Source organism: Exiguobacterium sp. AT1b, assembly GCF_000023045.1.
Classification (GTDB): Bacteria; Bacillota; Bacilli; order Exiguobacteriales; family Exiguobacteriaceae; genus Exiguobacterium.
Genome location: NC_012673.1, coordinates 716,831 through 733,185 on the forward strand (window position 1 = coordinate 716,831; position 16,355 = coordinate 733,185).

The 16,355-nt window shown below is 48.1% G+C and carries 14 protein-coding genes, 1 pseudogene and 1 riboswitch; of the genes and pseudogenes, 5 read left to right on the forward strand and 10 right to left on the reverse strand.

Annotation, left to right across the window (positions count from 1 at the left end):
* Positions 1 to 8 precede the first annotated feature (8 nt).
* Positions 9 to 668, reverse strand: coding sequence for a DUF429 domain-containing protein (locus EAT1B_RS03805; protein WP_012726812.1), 660 nt, complete (start codon positions 666 to 668; stop codon positions 9 to 11).
* 132 nt (positions 669 to 800) lie between these two features.
* Positions 801 to 2,240, reverse strand: a complete 1,440-nt coding sequence (locus EAT1B_RS03810; RefSeq protein ID WP_012726813.1) for a leucyl aminopeptidase — start codon at positions 2,238 to 2,240, stop codon at positions 801 to 803.
* Between the two features lie 325 nt (positions 2,241 to 2,565).
* On the opposite strand from EAT1B_RS03810, the gene ptsP reads away from it, so the two are divergent.
* Positions 2,566 to 4,284 (forward strand): phosphoenolpyruvate--protein phosphotransferase, encoded by a 1,719-nt coding sequence (ptsP, locus tag EAT1B_RS03815; RefSeq protein WP_012726814.1) that lies wholly within the window; start codon positions 2,566 to 2,568, stop codon positions 4,282 to 4,284.
* A gap of 50 nt (positions 4,285 to 4,334) precedes the next feature.
* On the opposite strand, the gene EAT1B_RS03820 is transcribed toward ptsP, so the two are convergent.
* The 6 genes and pseudogenes from EAT1B_RS03820 to EAT1B_RS03845 form a co-directional block, all read right to left on the reverse strand.
* Positions 4,335 to 5,168 carry an aldo/keto reductase gene (locus EAT1B_RS03820; RefSeq protein WP_012726815.1) on the reverse strand — a complete coding sequence of 278 codons (834 nt, stop codon included), beginning with the start codon at positions 5,166 to 5,168 and terminating at the stop codon, positions 4,335 to 4,337.
* A 127-nt stretch (positions 5,169 to 5,295) separates the two neighbouring features.
* On the reverse strand, positions 5,296 to 7,335 hold the full coding sequence (gene ptsG, locus EAT1B_RS03825) for a glucose-specific PTS transporter subunit IIBC (protein ID WP_031423056.1): 2,040 nt from the start codon (positions 7,333 to 7,335) through the stop codon (positions 5,296 to 5,298).
* Between the two features lie 137 nt (positions 7,336 to 7,472).
* Positions 7,473 to 8,972, reverse strand: a pseudogene (gene ptsG / locus EAT1B_RS03830) (glucose-specific PTS transporter subunit IIBC); the annotation flags it as partial.
* A 220-nt stretch (positions 8,973 to 9,192) separates the two neighbouring features.
* Positions 9,193 to 10,038 carry a glucose PTS transporter transcription antiterminator GlcT gene (gene glcT / locus EAT1B_RS03835; protein ID WP_012726818.1) on the reverse strand — a complete coding sequence of 282 codons (846 nt, stop codon included), beginning with the start codon at positions 10,036 to 10,038 and terminating at the stop codon, positions 9,193 to 9,195.
* Between the two features lie 104 nt (positions 10,039 to 10,142).
* Entirely contained in the window at positions 10,143 to 10,460 is a 318-nt protein-coding gene (locus EAT1B_RS03840; RefSeq protein WP_012726819.1) for a YuiB family protein, read from the reverse strand.
* Between the two features lie 128 nt (positions 10,461 to 10,588).
* Positions 10,589 to 11,800: an NAD(P)/FAD-dependent oxidoreductase gene (locus EAT1B_RS03845; protein ID WP_012726820.1), complete on the reverse strand. Its 1,212-nt coding sequence runs from the start codon at positions 11,798 to 11,800 to the stop codon at positions 10,589 to 10,591.
* A 263-nt stretch (positions 11,801 to 12,063) separates the two neighbouring features.
* On the opposite strand from EAT1B_RS03845, the gene EAT1B_RS03850 reads away from it, so the two are divergent.
* Positions 12,064 to 13,041 carry an NAD(P)/FAD-dependent oxidoreductase gene (locus tag EAT1B_RS03850; protein WP_012726821.1) on the forward strand — a complete coding sequence of 326 codons (978 nt, stop codon included), beginning with the start codon at positions 12,064 to 12,066 and terminating at the stop codon, positions 13,039 to 13,041.
* Between the two features lie 41 nt (positions 13,042 to 13,082).
* Here the strand turns inward: EAT1B_RS03850 and EAT1B_RS03855 are convergent, their stop codons facing one another.
* Positions 13,083 to 13,937 (reverse strand): NAD-dependent epimerase/dehydratase family protein, encoded by an 855-nt coding sequence (locus tag EAT1B_RS03855; protein ID WP_012726822.1) that lies wholly within the window; start codon positions 13,935 to 13,937, stop codon positions 13,083 to 13,085.
* 128 nt (positions 13,938 to 14,065) lie between these two features.
* Between EAT1B_RS03855 and EAT1B_RS03860 the strand changes: the two genes are divergently transcribed.
* Positions 14,066 to 14,305: a hypothetical protein gene (locus EAT1B_RS03860; RefSeq protein WP_012726823.1), complete on the forward strand. Its 240-nt coding sequence runs from the start codon at positions 14,066 to 14,068 to the stop codon at positions 14,303 to 14,305.
* A gap of 33 nt (positions 14,306 to 14,338) precedes the next feature.
* On the opposite strand, the gene EAT1B_RS03865 is transcribed toward EAT1B_RS03860, so the two are convergent.
* Positions 14,339 to 14,695 carry an iron-sulfur cluster assembly accessory protein gene (locus tag EAT1B_RS03865; protein ID WP_012726824.1) on the reverse strand — a complete coding sequence of 119 codons (357 nt, stop codon included), beginning with the start codon at positions 14,693 to 14,695 and terminating at the stop codon, positions 14,339 to 14,341.
* Positions 14,696 to 14,793: 98 nt separating this feature from the next.
* A riboswitch (FMN riboswitch) is annotated at positions 14,794 to 14,936 on the forward strand.
* Between the two features lie 163 nt (positions 14,937 to 15,099).
* Here EAT1B_RS03865 and EAT1B_RS03870 point away from each other — a divergent pair.
* Together EAT1B_RS03870 and EAT1B_RS03875 are read left to right on the forward strand one after the other, a co-directional pair.
* A complete protein-coding gene (locus EAT1B_RS03870) occupies positions 15,100 to 15,687 on the forward strand; it encodes an ECF transporter S component (protein ID WP_012726825.1) in 588 nt (195 codons plus the stop codon).
* Positions 15,688 to 15,756: 69 nt separating this feature from the next.
* Entirely contained in the window at positions 15,757 to 16,317 is a 561-nt protein-coding gene (locus EAT1B_RS03875; protein WP_012726826.1) for a nucleotidyltransferase family protein, read from the forward strand.
* The last annotated feature ends 38 nt before the right edge of the window (positions 16,318 to 16,355 follow it).

The window sequence follows — 16,355 nt, forward strand, 5'->3', positions numbered from 1 at the left end:
TGTTGATTTCATCGCTCTTTTTTCATTTGAGGTACAGCCACTACCGGTTGATCGGATTCTGCCGGCTGGAGCGAGAGACCACTGGTCCCCGCTTCATAGGCAGCTACCGCCAAGATACACGCATCGATAATATCGTCGATTTGGACGTTCGACATCTTCCATTTCCATGGAGAACTTTTCGAGTATTGCCGAAGTAACTCGATTCGCTCATCCTGCCCTTCGACCGTCTTTTTCGAATGACTGGCCTCATGTCCCATCATGACCGAGAAACAAACTTCCGGATGTGATTCGTAAACGTCAGATGCCTTCACCTGCTGAAACTCACGGATCCGGGGAACAAGATTCCACGCTTGTTTACTAATCCCTTTACCAACCAACGCCCGACTCCTTTCATTCGCTTCCTCATAAGTCGCTTCGTGCAACACCTCTTGAATCGGCGGAGTGAAGACGGACGACTTTCGTTGGCTGAGTCGGCAACGCATCCACGCATCGCATTCGCGGATCGGATGGTCGACCGTTCCTAAATCTTTCGGCATATCCACAAAATGCATGGCACCATCAATCAGTAACTCCTCCAACGTCTCCGAAATCGTTAAACAAAGTGAGATGCTGTCGTATGTGATCCGTACCCAGCCGCCACGTGCACCATCAATTCCTACTCCTACCATGTCGTACCTCCTGTAACATCATCAACACGCCAAATACGGCGAGAAACACTGTACTCCCTAACCAAATACGGTTCGGCCAAACCGTGTAGCATAGGCCACACAGAATCGCCAAACCGATTACGCCACCTGCTCTTACCGCTCCCACGATTCAATCATCCGTGCGAGAGTTCGAACCATGACACCCGTCGGCCCCTTCGGACCGAGGTCATTCGCTGCCGCTCGTTCGCTCGTTCCTGCAATATCGAGATGTAGCCATGGTGTATCGCCGACAAACTCACCGACAAATGCGCCACCAAAAATCATATGCCCGAAACGACCTGGTGAGTTGTTCAAGTCGGCAACTTCCGATTTTCTCACCTTGTCGATGAAGACATCGAAATATGGCATCTGCCACACGAGTTCGTTCGTTTCACGGCTCGCCTCTTCAAGCGAACGATAGAGAGTATCGTCGTTCGTTAGACAGCCCGTCACGTCTGTCCCGAGGGCGACGAGAACGCCACCTGTGAGCGTAGCCACATCGATGATGGCTTTTGGTTCATACGTTTTCGCAAACGTGACCGCATCCGCTAACACAAGACGTCCCTCTGCATCCGTGTTCAATACTTCGATCGTCTTTCCATTCATGGCCGTGATCACATCATCTGGTTTGAACGCATCTCCAGAAATCATATTGTCGGTCGCACCGATGATGCCAATCACGTTCCGTTTTGGTCGCGTCAATCCGAGGGTCTCGAACAATCCGAGGACGGTAGCAGCGCCACCCATATCCCCTTTCATCCCGACGATGCCATCTTTCGGCTTGATTGAATAGCCGCCTGTGTCGAACGTGACACCCTTCCCGACAACGGCAATCGGAGCCTCTTCTGCCCCACGATACTCGAGCACAATCAATTTCGGTGGAATCGTCGACCCTTGGTTGACTGCGAGCAATGCCCCCATCCCGAGTCCTTCCATCTCTTCTTTTTCAAGGATGCGGTATTTGAAATCATGACGTTTCGCCAACTCAACCGCGTAATCCGCTAACGTCTCCGCCGTCAAAATATTGGCCGGCATCATCGTCAATGTACGGGCGACATTGACCCCTTTCCCATAAGCCGCACCCGCATCGATATCTGTCTGATCCACGTCACCGAGCAACGTGATCGTCGGTTCTTCGACCGCTTCTTTTGGAGCAGACTTATATGTAGGATGGGCATACGTCGCCATTTCATATGCTTCTGTGAATATGCGTGCCGCACCGTCCGTAAACGTATCAAGCGCTACGGCGACGTCCTTCAATCCACGTGACTTGATCAGTTTCGAGACTTTCCCGAACCAATTCCGAACGTTCTCGGTCGTCATGTCATTTCGTTGGCCGAGTCCGACAAATAAGACACGCGCCGTCTCCCCCGTGAATGTCGGAAGAATCGTCACTTCTCCCGTCTTCGTAGAGAGGTCTCCTGATTGAATGAGTGCTTTGACGCGTCCACCAAACAATGTGTCGAGTCCTTCATCGATAGAGTCAGCTGCTCCAACCCCAACGACGATTGTCTCGTAAGTATCGGTCCAATTTAATTGAGCAATTTGATACATATTGCCACTTCCCTTCTATATATATGGTAAGCATAACGAACTTCTCCAAAATAATGAAATAGTATGCGTAAGAGTCAAGAAATCTTCGAATTCATGGGCTATCTCCTCGTTGTGACGTTGTTTTATTTTATGATAGGATAAGAAAGTACGCAATCAGGCTTCTCTTCATCGTGAAGTGAGGCCAATTTGACTGGTCGAGGCTTCCCCTAGTCGTAGACCGTTGCTACTTTAACTTTCCCCGTTCTCGTTAATTCTTTTTTCTTTTCGGGTATGAAGTAACGAGGCAGGAAAGTACACTATTTCTTTGAAAAGAGGGACTACGCTTATGTCACACATTAAAGGTATTGGTGCATCTGCAGGGATTGCAGTTGCAAAAGCATTCGTCATGGAGACACCTTCATTCGATATCCCATCACACAAGATTGAAGATGTCGCTGCAGAAAAGGCTCGTTTCCAAGATGCAATCGCACAATCTAAAACAGAGCTTGAAGCCATTCGCGAACATACACTTCGTGAGCTCGGTCCAGACAAAGCCGAGATTTTCTCAGCTCACCTTTTAATCGTTGAGGACCCAGAAATCGTATCGCAAGTGAACGACAAAATTGAAAGCGAAAACATGAACGCTGCGAAGGCACTTGACGAAGTTGCCCAAACGATGGTCATGATTTTCGAATCAATGGATAACGAATACATGCGCGAACGTGCGGCTGATGTTCGTGACGTGACAAAACGTGTCATGGCTCACATTCTCGGAGTGACATTCGTGACTCCAGCTTCGATTTCAGAAGAAGTCATCATTATCGCAGAGGACTTGACGCCTTCTGATACGGCACAACTTAACCGTAAATACGTCAAAGGATTCGCGACGAACATCGGTGGACGTACGTCTCACTCTGCCATCATGTCACGCTCACTTGAAATTCCGGCCGTCGTCGGAACAAAAGTGGCACTTGAAGAAATCAAAAACGGTGACCTCGTCATCATCGACGGAACAGAAGGTGACGTCTTCGTCAACCCTTCAGAAGATCTTGTCAAAGAGTACGAAAGCAAACGTGCTGATTTTGAAGCGTACAAAGAAGAGTTGAAGCAACTCGTCAACGAAGAGTCGATCACAGCGGACGGTCACAAAGTGAAGCTTGCTGCGAACATCGGGACACCGAACGACCTCGAAGGCGTTTTGAAAAACGGTTCAGATGCGATCGGGCTCTATCGTACGGAGTTCCTATATATGGACTCTGAAACGTTCCCGACCGAAGAAGAGCAATACACAGCATACAAAACGGTTCTTGAAGGGATGGAAGGCAAGCAAGTCGTCATCCGTACACTCGACATCGGTGGCGACAAAGAGTTGTCATACCTTGACCTCCCGAAAGAAATGAACCCATTCCTCGGCTATCGTGCCATCCGCCTTTGCCTCGAGGAAACAGATTTGTTCCGCACACAACTTCGCGCCCTTCTCCGTGCCTCAGCTCACGGGAACCTCGCCATCATGTTCCCAATGATTGCGACACTCGAAGAGTTCCGCGCGGCGAAAGCCCTTCTTCTCGAAGAAGAAGCGAAGTTGAAAGAAGAAGGAATCGAAGTCGGACAATATGAGACTGGAATGATGGTTGAAATTCCATCAACGGCTGTCATGGCGAAACAATTCGCAAAAGAAGTCGACTTCTTCTCAGTCGGTACAAACGACTTGATTCAATACACGATGGCGGCTGACCGGATGAACGAAAAAGTTTCTTACTTGTACCAACCGTTCAACCCTGCCATCTTGAACCTTCTCCACAACGTCATCACAGAAGCACACAAAGCTGGCAAATGGGTCGGCATGTGTGGAGAGATGGCTGGAGAAGAACTCGCGATTCCAATCCTTCTCGGTCTTGGTCTCGACGAATTCTCAATGTCCGCTTCAAGCGTCCTTCGTGCGCGTAGCCTCGTGAAACGCTTGACGAAGTCGGAAACAGAAGCAATCGTCAACGAAGTCCTCAACATGGACACAGCTGAAGAAGTCGTGAACTTCCTTAGCGAAAAGTTCGACATTAAAAAATAATGGCAAAAGTCCTTCTCTCGAGCGAGAGAAGGACTTTTTTACATACTGCATTAGAAATCAAAATCGTCTGGGTCCGGACCGACACGTTTATGCTGGTCGAGTGCATCGATTCGTTCCATTTGATCATTGGTCAACTCAAAGTCATGTACATCGAAGTTTTCTGCGATTCGATGTGGTTTGATGGATTTCGGAATAATCACCCATCCCGTTTGGAGATGCCACCGTAACAACACCTGGGCGACGGAACGATTGACTTCTTTCGCGACCTCTACTAAAGTCTGCTCTTCGAACAACCCGCCCTGCATAAGTGGTGCCCAAGCGACCGGTACGATGCCGTGCTCGCTCATGTACGATGCTAACTCGGTTTGACGAAGCAACGGATGCCGTTCAACCTGGTTCACAGCTGGAACGAGGTCACTGTTTTCAGCCAATGTCTCGAGGTGATGGATTTGGAAATTACTCACACCGACTGCCCCGACACGCCCCTCTCGATACAACGTTTCGAGGGCACGCCAGCTCTCGACCATCTTGTCTTCCACCGGCCAATGAATCAAATACAAATCCAATTGTTCTAAGCCGAGGCGTTCGAGTGAAGCTTCATACGCAGCGATAGCTGATTCATAACCTTGATCGGCATTCCAAAGTTTTGAGGTGATGAACAAATCATCCCGAGAAATATTTGCGATTTCCATCCCTTTTCGGATTCCGACACCGACACCCTCTTCATTCTCATAAACAGCTGCCGTATCGATATGACGGTATCCTTGACGAATCGCCTCGACGACGGCGTCGATGACCGTATCTCCGTCTTCTACTTTGAAGACACCTAGTCCGATGGCAGGAAGAACTTTCTGACCGTGATTCAACTCTATAGATTGTTTCATTTGTACCCCTTCTTTCGTGAGAATTCTCCTTCACTATAATGGGGATTCTCCTTTTGTGGAATAAGGCACATTGAAGTAACTGCATAAGAAGAGCCGCCCCATTACTGGAGCGGCGTGTGAGACTCGGTTATTCTGGACCTCTGTCATCGGCTCTAAAGTCGAGCGCTTCCCCTGCGACGACCGTCTCACCGAACGGTACGACGACGACCTTTCCGTCTCCGTTCGTCCAGATGATCGGTGTGATCAGTGACGGAACTTTATCTCGAATCGCGCTAAGATCGACTTCAAGAAGGACATCTCCCGCTTCGACCCGGGCGCCTTCTTCGACTTTCGCCGTGAATCCTTCCCCTTTCAGATTGACCGTATCGAGACCGACATGAATCAACAGTTCACGTCCATCGTCAGCCAAAATACCGATCGCATGTTTCGTCGGGAAGAATGTCGTGATTTGACCCGTCACCGGCGAAACGACCTGACCTGAGCTCGGTTCAATCGCAAATCCTTCTCCCATCATGCGACCCGAGAAGACTTGATCCGGCACATCATCGAGTGATAACAGGACACCCGACATCGGAGCGAGGAAGCGATGATCGGCTTGTTCAGCCGCTTCCGGTGTAATGACTGCCTTCTCTACTTTCTCTTTCGGTTTGTATTCGCCACCTTCGATGATGGTCGCGATTTGTGATTTGAGCGTATCCGATTTTGGTCCGAAGATGGCTTGGATATTGTCTCCCACTTCAAGCACACCAGCGGCACCAAGATCTTTTAAGAGATCTTTATCGACTTGTTTCACATCATTCACCGTGACACGGAGACGCGTGATACATGCATCTAAATGCTTAATGTTTTCAGGACCACCGAGTCCGACGAGCACTTCATATGGCAAGTCGTCCCCAATCCCCGCTTTGTCCCCTTTCGTGCCAGTCTGCACGTCACGTCCAGGAATTTTCAGGTCAAACTTCGTAATAGCGAATCGGAATCCAAAGTAGTAGATGACCGCAAAGACGAGACCAACCGGGATGACGAGCCACCAGGCCGTCCGGTTCGGCAGGACCCCGAAGAGCAGATAGTCAATGAGACCACCAGAGAAGGTCATCCCAATCTTGACGTTCAGTAAATGCATCGTCATGAAGGAGAGACCGGCAAAGACGGCGTGAATTCCGAAGAGAAGTGGTGCAACGAAAACGAATGAGAATTCGACTGGTTCTGTGATCCCTGTCAAGAATGACGTAAGGGCAGCCGAGAAATAGAGACCCTCGACGTCTTTCCGCCGTTCTTTCGGAACCGTGTGGAACATGGCGAGACAGGCTGCTGGTAAGCCGAACATCATGAACGGGAATTTCCCGGTCATGTACGTACCGGCTGTGAATTCCACGCCGTCACGCAGTTGTGCGAAGAAGATCCGCTGGTCACCTTGTACGAGATCACCGGCTTGGTTCGTATACTCTCCGAATTGGAACCAGAATGGAGAATACCAAATATGGTGAAGACCGAACGGAATCAAGGAACGTTCTACTAATCCAAAGATGAATGCTGATAAGGCAACGTTTGCCTCGATGACCGTACTTGAGAACGTGTTGATCGCATTCCCAATCGGTGGCCATATATATGCGAGCGCAATCCCGATAATCAAACTGAATGCGGCCGTCGCAATCGGGACGAACCGCTTCCCTGCAAAGAACCCTAAGAAATCTGGCAACTTGATGTTGAAATACTTGTTGTATGCGTAGGCTGCAACAAGACCTGCGATAATACCCCCGAATACCCCCATTTGGAGTGTCGGGATACCGAGAACGGTCGCATACTGCGGATCACCTTGAGCGATTTCCGCGGTAATCCCATTCCACGTGCTGATGACTTTGTTCATGATCAAATAACCGACAATGGCTGCTAGACCAGCAACCCCATCTCCGTTCGCCAGGCCGATCGCGACCCCGACGGCAAACAGCAACCCTAAGTTTGCGAAGACGATGTCCCCGGCATCTGTCATGACTTGCCAAATCAGGACAAGTGAGTCATTCGCCAGAAACGGGAGCAATTCAACGAGGTCCGGGTTTTGGAATGCGGTACCAAACGCCAAGAGAAGACCGGCTGCCGGTAAGATTGCAACCGGAAGCATGAGTGCTTTCCCGACCCGTTGTAAAACGCCAAACACTTTCTTCCACATCATGGTTCCCTCCTTTGTCAGAATACTTACTTTTTCCCTCAAACGTTTGGATGAAACCGTTTCATATAAAAAGAAAAGACCAACCCCGAAGGATTGGTCTAAGTCATCAATTAGTTGGCTTTCTTTTCGTTACCTGAAGCGATGACCGCTTGGATTTCTGATTTCAATGCGTCCGAACGTGGTCCGAAGATTGCTTGAATGTTGTTACCAACTTCAAGGACACCAGATGCGCCAAGGCGTTTCAACTCATCTTTGTTGACTTGGTTCTTATCTTTCACTTCGACACGAAGACGTGTGATACATGCATCGAGGTGCTTGATGTTTTGTGAGCCACCAAGACCGACGAGGATATCTTGTGCAAGTTCCGAACCAGTCGCTGTTGATTGTTCAACAACTTCATCTTCACGACCTGGTGTTTTGAGGTTGAACTTGCGGATAACGAAACGGAATCCGAAGTAGTAAACAACCGCGAACACGAGACCGACTGGAATGACGAGCCACCAAGCCGTACGACCTGGAAGAACACCGAAGAGCAAGAAGTCGATCAAACCACCTGAGAACGTCATCCCGATCTTAACGTTCAAGAGGTGCATCGTCATGAACGAAAGACCTGCGAATACTGCGTGTACTGCAAAGAGAAGTGGTGCTACGAACAAGAATGAGAACTCGATTGGTTCTGTGATACCAGTCAAGAACGATGTAAGGGCAGCAGAAGCCAAGAGACCACCGACAACCGCTTTACGCTCAGGACGTGCTTCGTGATACATCGCGAGTGCTGCTGCAGGAAGACCGAACATCATGAACGGGAATTTACCAGTCATGAACGTACCTGCCGTCAATTCAGCGCCGTCACGAATTTGTGCGAAGAAGATCGCTTGGTCACCACGTACAACGTTACCCGCTGCATCTGTGTATGAACCGAATTCAAACCAGAATGGTGAGTAGAAGATGTGGTGAAGACCGAATGGAATCAATGAACGTTCGATTAAACCGAAGATGAACGCTGCAAATGTACGGTTTTCATTCAACATGAAGTTTGAGAATGAGTTCAATCCGTGCTGAACTGGTGGCCATACTAATAGTAAAACGAAACCAGCAACAACGGCTGCAACTGCCGTTACGATTGGAACGAAACGTTTACCAGCGAAGAAACCAAGGAACTGTGGCAATTCGATATTGAAGTACTTGTTATAGGCCCATGCGGCGATGAGACCCATGATGATCCCTCCGAATACCCCTGTTTGGAGCGTTGGGATACCGAGTACGTTCGCGTAAGCCGGGTCACCTTGTGCTAACACTTCAGGTGTGAGTTCGAGCCAAACACCCATGACTTTGTTCATGATCAAGAATCCAACGATTGCTGCAAGTCCGGCTACGCCGTCACCTGCTAAACCGATGGCGACACCGACTGCGAACAAGAGCGCCAAGTTCGAGAAGATGATTCCACCTGCTTGCTCCATCAATTGAGCGAATTTCACGACGCCTTCGTTCGTTAACCAACCAGCGCGTGATGTAAGTTGTGGGTTTTGCATTGCGTTACCGAATGCAAGAAGAAGACCGGCTGCCGGCAAGATTGCAACAGGAAGCATAAGTGCTTTACCGACTTTTTGAAGAACACCAAAGATCTGCTTAAACATCAACATTTCCTCCTTTTTTAAGTACGTATAAACAATATGATAGCGGCGTAGATGTCAGACAACCGACGTATCTAAACGTTTTCATAAATCACGTTTATAAAAACAGAAAAGGCATGAATAAGGATAGAACGTAGACCTCTCCCAATGGAGACATCACATAACGTTCCACTCCTTACTCATGCCTGATCGAATCAGTAACACGTAAGACACGTGGTATCATTTATCTACTTGTTAGGCGCTGGAGATGCATCGTCAAATATGTCGCTTCACCTCGTGGGACAGGACGCTTTAATTCGCGTTCCATGATGCCCATCAGCTCCCAAGCAGTACTATAGCATAGCGGATATTCGTCGCGCAACACCTTTTCAATTTTTTGTGGTGCCTCGACTGTCTCACCCGTCGCAACCCGCTCAACGGCGTACCTTAAGTGCCGAAGTAAGCGCTTATAATCGAGTGACGTTCGGTCCATTTTCACGTTCAAACGACTCTCAATCGTCTGCACAATTTGCCCGATGATTTGATTATGACGGTTGACCTCGAGGACGTTTTTGAACGTCGTCGCCGAGTGGATATGAAGGGCAATGAATCCAGTCTCCGCATCTGGGAGCAAAACGTTCAATCGTTCATGGAACATATCGACGATTCGTTCCGCGAGCGCAAACTCGTTTGGATAGAGCGATTCCGTTTCAAGTAAAAACGGATTCGTCACTTCCATCCCTTGTTCGATTCGCTTCATCGTAAAGAACAAGTGGTCGGTCAAGCCGATATGGATGTGCTCATCGACTTTCTTGCCCGTACTCGTTTCAATGAAGCCGACAATCTCTTGCATGAACGCAATGAAGTCCTCGTCGACATGTTTGACGAGTTCTTGATATTGAGATTGCTCTTCTTTATCTGTCAGTTGATACACTTTCTCCGGGACGCTGGCCGGGTCGACGAGGTCGCCTGGTTTTTTGCCAAAGCCAATCCCCTTCCCGAGTAGAATGACTTCCGGATCCGTATCATGTTGACAAATGACAACGCTATTATTCAACACTTTTTTGATCGTATACATCGGTAATGTCATTCGCATCGCATCCCTTACTAAAAATCGTTTCGCTATCTAGTATATCGGTTCATGCCCTAAAAAAGTAGGGACAAAACAAAAAAGGCGAACATTTCTGTCGCCAATTAAAACATTGAATAACCGCTCTTTCGTAAGAAACGAATCGTCACACCCGCTAGAATTGCACCGAGCAATCCAAAGCCGAGCATGAATAGATCGAGAAGTTGCAACCCGACGAGTCCTTCATAGATTCCCGTGAGTGCAGTTGACGTCTCGGTCACGTAACTCGAAAGTTTGACATTATCAATCATCATGATGACAAAAATTGGATAAATGAACACGAGTGTCCATGTCTTTTTAAGTAACATATTCAAGATGAAGCCGATACTGAAAAAAATCGTCATATATAAAACGGCTCCAATGACTGCTTGGATAATATGCATGTGTTGCCCCCCCTTGTCCGCTCTTCATTATACAAAATTTCGACCAACGAGGTCAAAGAACTTCCTATGACAATTTCGAAAGAAAAACAGCCCGTTCTGAGACAGAACGAGCCGTGCAATCATGAAAATTAGAACTTCCCTTTTTTAAGGACGAGTCCGTATTTTTTCAATTCGATGAAGTGTTTGTTGTCGATGACTTTTTTCATGAATGAAGCGTTGCGACCGAAGATCTTTTTGCCCATCACGATTCCGATTCCATCGTTATGTCCGAGTGAAGCAACTGTTCCTTTGCTCTCGTAAGTGAACTTCGAAGTCGATTTGCCATTGATGAGCGCCGCGATGTTCTTCGCAACGTTGTGCGCTTGTTGTGTCGCGATTTGTGCCGTCGGTGGGTATGGACGGTTCGATGCAGGGTCCATGACCGCTGAGCAGTCACCGATGATGAAGACGTTGTCGTGACCTGGTGCACGGTTGTCCGCTTCCACCATGACACGGTTACGGACCGCTTCAAATCCTGATTTTTCGATGATCGGGCTACCACTTACGCCACCTGTCCAGATGATCGTGTTGGCACGAATCGTTTCTGTCGTGTCACCTTGAAGTGGACCGAATGTCACCACACCTGGCTCGACACCTTTGATTCCGTTACCGAGTTTCATCTCGACACCGTTACGCTCCAACCATTTCTGTGCGTATGTCGTAAGTTCTGGGTCGAAACCAGGAAGAACTGTTGGTGCCGCTTCAATGTTGACGATGCGAACCGCTTCGCGTGGAACGTCATACTGTTTGCAAAGTTCAGGGATTCGGTTGACGATTTCACCGAGGAATTCGATTCCTGTGAATCCGGCACCACCGACAACGATCGTCACGAACGAGTTGTCTGAAGAACCGTTTGTTTTATATTGAGCGAATGAATATTCGATGTGCTCTTTGATTTTACGAACACTGTTCAACGAGCTGATTGTCATCGCATGTTCTTTCAAGCCTGGGATACCGAACGTTTCAGGTACACCGCCGAGACCGATGACGACATAGTCGTATTCGACGACAGAACCATCTTCAAGCGTGACTTGTTTGGCAGCAGTATCGACGCGATCGACGATCCCTTTGACAAGTTTTACACGTGACGGGTTCACAATATCGTTAATATAGATGCGCGCTTGGTCTGGGTTCATCGTTCCAGCAGCTGGTTCGTGAAGCCATGTCGTTTGGTAGTGATAATCATGCTTGTTGATGAGCGTGATGTTCGCATCACCTGCAGCGAGTGTCTTTTGAAGGTTGACGGCTGTGATGAGTCCACCGAAGCCCGCACCAAGAATAACAATGTTAGGTCGTTTCATGTTCATTTCCACCTTGTTTAAAGTTTTGTTTTTTTGAACAACTATGTTGTGTGTTTCTTCACATAGACGTTCACAATAAAGCCTATTCTTGTTCAACATCTGTTCACAATTGCTTCTGTTTCATTGTACGCTCTTTAAATTGAATTCTCAATGGAAAAGCTTATCTTCTTGAATTTTTTTTGAAAGTGTTGCATGTTTGTACTGAATGGATTTAATTCAATAAACTCTCTATAATAAATGTATACGCTTTGAGGAGGAATTCGATGAAGACGACGAAAGATGTAATCATCATCGGTGGCGGCCCGGTCGGACTGTTCACCGCATTTTATGCAGGCATGCGCCAACTCGATACGACGTTGATTGAAAGCTTACCGCAACTCGGTGGTCAGTTGTCAACGCTCTATCCTGAAAAATATATTTATGATATTGCCGGTTTCCCGAAAGTAAAAGCACAGGACTTGATCGATCAACTAAAAGCACAAGCTGACCAGTTCGAACAAGACTACCGCCTCGGTGAAACGGTGGAAACGGTGGAACGTCTCGAGGACGGCACGTTCGTATTGACAACAAATAAAGAAGAATATCATACGAAAGCCATCATCATCACTGCCGGAAACGGTGCCTTCTCGGCCCGCCCACTCGGTCTTGATGGCTGCGAAGATTACGCCAACCTTCATTACTTCGTCGACAACATGGAGAAATTCCGTGATCGCCGTGTCATGATTGCCGGCGGTGGCGATTCAGCCGTCGACTGGGCACTCATGCTTGAAGGAATCGCAAAAGAAGTCCACATCGTTCACCGTCGTGACCGCTTCCGTGCTCATGAACATACGGTCGAACAGATGAAGGCATCGACGATTAACGTCCTCACGCCTTACAACATCGAGTCACTGTCTGGGGAGACACACATCGAATCTGTCGAATTGACAGATAAGGATGGCGAATCAAAAATCGTTGAAATCGATGATTTGATTTGTAACTACGGATTCGTTTCATCGCTCGGTCCAATCAAGAACTGGGGAATGGAATTCGAGAAAAACACAATCCGTGTCGATTCACGTATGGAAACGACCGTTGCCGGCATCTTCGCTTGCGGTGATATCGCCACATACGAAGGGAAAGTAAAATTGATTGCGACCGGTTTCGGTGAAGCCCCAATCGCCATCAACCAAGTGAAGCAACTTGTGGACCCGACCGCTCGTCATCCACAACACTCGACATCTGTATTTGCTGGGAAATAACCAAAAACGCTTCTGTGGACCACATCCACAGAAGCGTTTTTTTATCTTTTCATCGTTTGAACGATGACCCGGTCAATCCAGTCATCGAGTTGCGTGAACACAAACCCCGCCTTCTTCGCCTCAGCAATCGACATATAATAGTCGACATCCGAATCATACGGCGACGAGTCTCCATCTTTTATAATATGGACGGGTTTTCCGACGTGTTGACCGATTCGCTCCATCAAGGCCCCCATCGAAATGAGGCCATCACTCGCCGCATTGAACGGTCCTGTCACATTGGCACGACCGACCCATTCTAAGAAGGCGGCCGCTTCCGCACTCGAGATGAAGCCCATCTTCGCCTCTGGATGATGCAAGACAACCGGTTCCTCGTTCCGGATTGCATCTACATAAAACTTCAATCGGTCTGTATAGTCATCCGGACCTAACACGATCGGTAATCGTACGGTCGCCACCGGGAAAGAGGCGCGATGGAAGAAGAAAGATTCCGCCTCGCGTTTCCCTTGTCCGTAGTCATGTTCGGATTCAAGATGATATTCGTAATGGAGCGGATTGAAGTCGCTCTCTTTTAAATCAGGACCAGGGGCGTAGACCGACATCGTCGACGTGAGCACATATTTCCCGACTTTGTCCATGAACGCATCCGAGGCGATTTTTGCCTGATACGGAGTAAAACAAATGTTGTCATAGACGAGGTCGTACCGTTCGCGGGCCAAGTCTTTCATCGTCGCGACCGATTGCCGGTCTCCTTTGACAGACCGAATCCCTTCAGCTTCCGGCACCTGTAGTTGCCCTCTCGTCACAATCGTCACATCATCCCCTGCTTCAGCAAGTCGCAATGCGAGCCGTTTTCCGAAATAACGTGACCCTCCGAATATCAATACTTTTCTCATGACCCTGAATCCTCCCATTTGTAATGACGTCCCTACTCATTTTCCCTTCAAAGAAACAGACTAATCTACCACTTTCACTCGTATTCTTGCTATTCTTATAAGTAAAGACTCGTTAGGGGGACCCGAATATGCACCAAATCATGTTAGAAAAGGGATGGACGTATGAACTACCACCACAGTATGCGATCTATCAGAGCTTATCTGATTTCAGTCGTTACTCTGTCCTCGACCAAGAGGAAGAGAGCGTCTGCTCATTCCGCATCACGAATGACACGTGTACAATCACAGGCTTTCGGCCTTGGCAGCACCATATCGAACTTGATGTGACCGCCAAAATCATTCGCTTGATTTTGACAGAAGAAGAATAAGAACCGATCGCACTCGCGATCGGTTCTTATTCTTTAGCATTCTCCTGGCGTACCTGCGTTCGTCGCTGTCCGGAAACTCGAACCGCAACCGCATGTTGCAATCGCATTGGGATTTTTGATTGTGAAACCGCCACCGAGCATCGACTGCTTATAATCAATCTCAAGGCCATCAACGACCCCATGGTCTGCTTCTGCAACGATGACGCGGACACCATGATGGTCGAATTGAACGTCTTTGTCCGTTTTCTCTTCGTCAAAGCCCATTCCGTATGAAAGTCCTGTACATCCGCCACCTTGAACTTTCACTCGCAAATATTGCGCATCCGGACGTTCGGTCTGTTTCATCATCTCTTGCACTTGAAGTGCGGCTGATTCTGTTAAATGAATCATCTGAACTCCTCCTCATTTTATCTTCAATTCAAGTCAATTGACTTGTCATCTTGTAGATTATCTTGTATAACTAAACTGTAACAAAAAAAATTAAATCGTTCCATCTTCGGGGCAGGGTGAAATTCCCGACCGGCGGTATTGAAGAATATATTCTTCTCAGCCCGTGAGCGAGCAAGGCGTTGCTTGCTGATTTCGTGAGATTCGAAAGCCGACAGTATAGTCTGGATGGGAGAAGATGGCGGCATCCGACCGATATCCGGATGTTTTCTTTGACGTGGACTTTCCCACCTCGGAAAACATCTATTTCGTATGCGCGTAAACTCTCCCGATTGTCTTCATTGCAATCGGGTTTTTATATGCGACGGATGCCATTCATCGAGGAGCGACCTAAAGGAGAGATTCTGATGAAAACTACGCGTAACAAACGACTGACAACAATGGTGACTTTGGCGATGCTCGGGACGATCTCGTTCGTACTCATGCTATTCAACTTCCCGCTCCCATTTTTACCGCCATTCCTCAAAGTGGACTTTAGTGACATTCCCGCACTCATTGCCGGGATCGTCTTCTCCCCACTCGCAGGAGTCGTGGTCGTCGGATTGAAAAACGTCTTGTACTACGTCTTTAACGGTGGCGGTGTCCCAGTCGGAGAAGTCGCAAACTTCTTCGCAGGTGTCGCATTCATGTACCCGGTCGCTTGGTTCTACCATAAGCGCAAGTCGAACAAAGCACTCGCTTCTGGATTACTTGCCGGTACAATCACAATGGCTCTCAGCCTTGCCATCTTAAACTATCTTGTCATCTTGCCAGCTTACGCCTTCTTCTTCGGCATGGCAGACATGGCCGACCCAGCTGTAAAAACGGACCTTGTCCTTTACGGAATCTTACCGTTCAACTTGATTAAAGCGATCTTGATCAGCGCGCTCTTCGTCCCACTCTTCTTGAAATTGAAGCCGTGGATCGAACGTCAGCGCGTACAACTTCAAGCATAATCGATATACGAGCATCTAGGCATTGTCTAGGTGCTTTTTTCAACCAAATTGTAAGGAGGGTCATTCATTATGACAGACGAACAGGATTTGGTCCATTTTCTAAAACAAGACGCCGAGCTCATAAAGCTTCTCCACGCCGTTGCCAGCCTCGATTTACCGGATTGGTGGATTTGTGCGGGCTATATCCGGGCAAAAGTGTGGGATCATCTTCACGGATACAAAACATCGACTAAAACGGATGATGTGGATGTGATCTATTTCAATCCGAATCAACTAGATGAAGCCGCCGAGAAAGAACTCGAACAGCGATTATTCCGTCTCATCCCCGATGTGCCTTGGTCTGTCAAAAACCAAGCGAGGATGCATCATGTGAACCAGTTACCTCCATATACATCATCGGTCGATGCGTTGGCACATTTTCCTGAGACCGTCACCGCAATCGGGGTGAGACTCGACTCAAATGAGGAGCTCATCCTGGCCGCACCATATGGGATTCAAGATCTTCTCACGCTACAAGTTAGACCCACACCGTACTTTGAAACAAGCACCTCAACACATCCGATCTACTTGCAGCGAATGGCTCAAAAGAACTGGCCAGTCGAGTGGCCAAACGTCAAATTGTATACATAATACCCACACAAAAACGCGACCACCGAAGTGATCGCGTT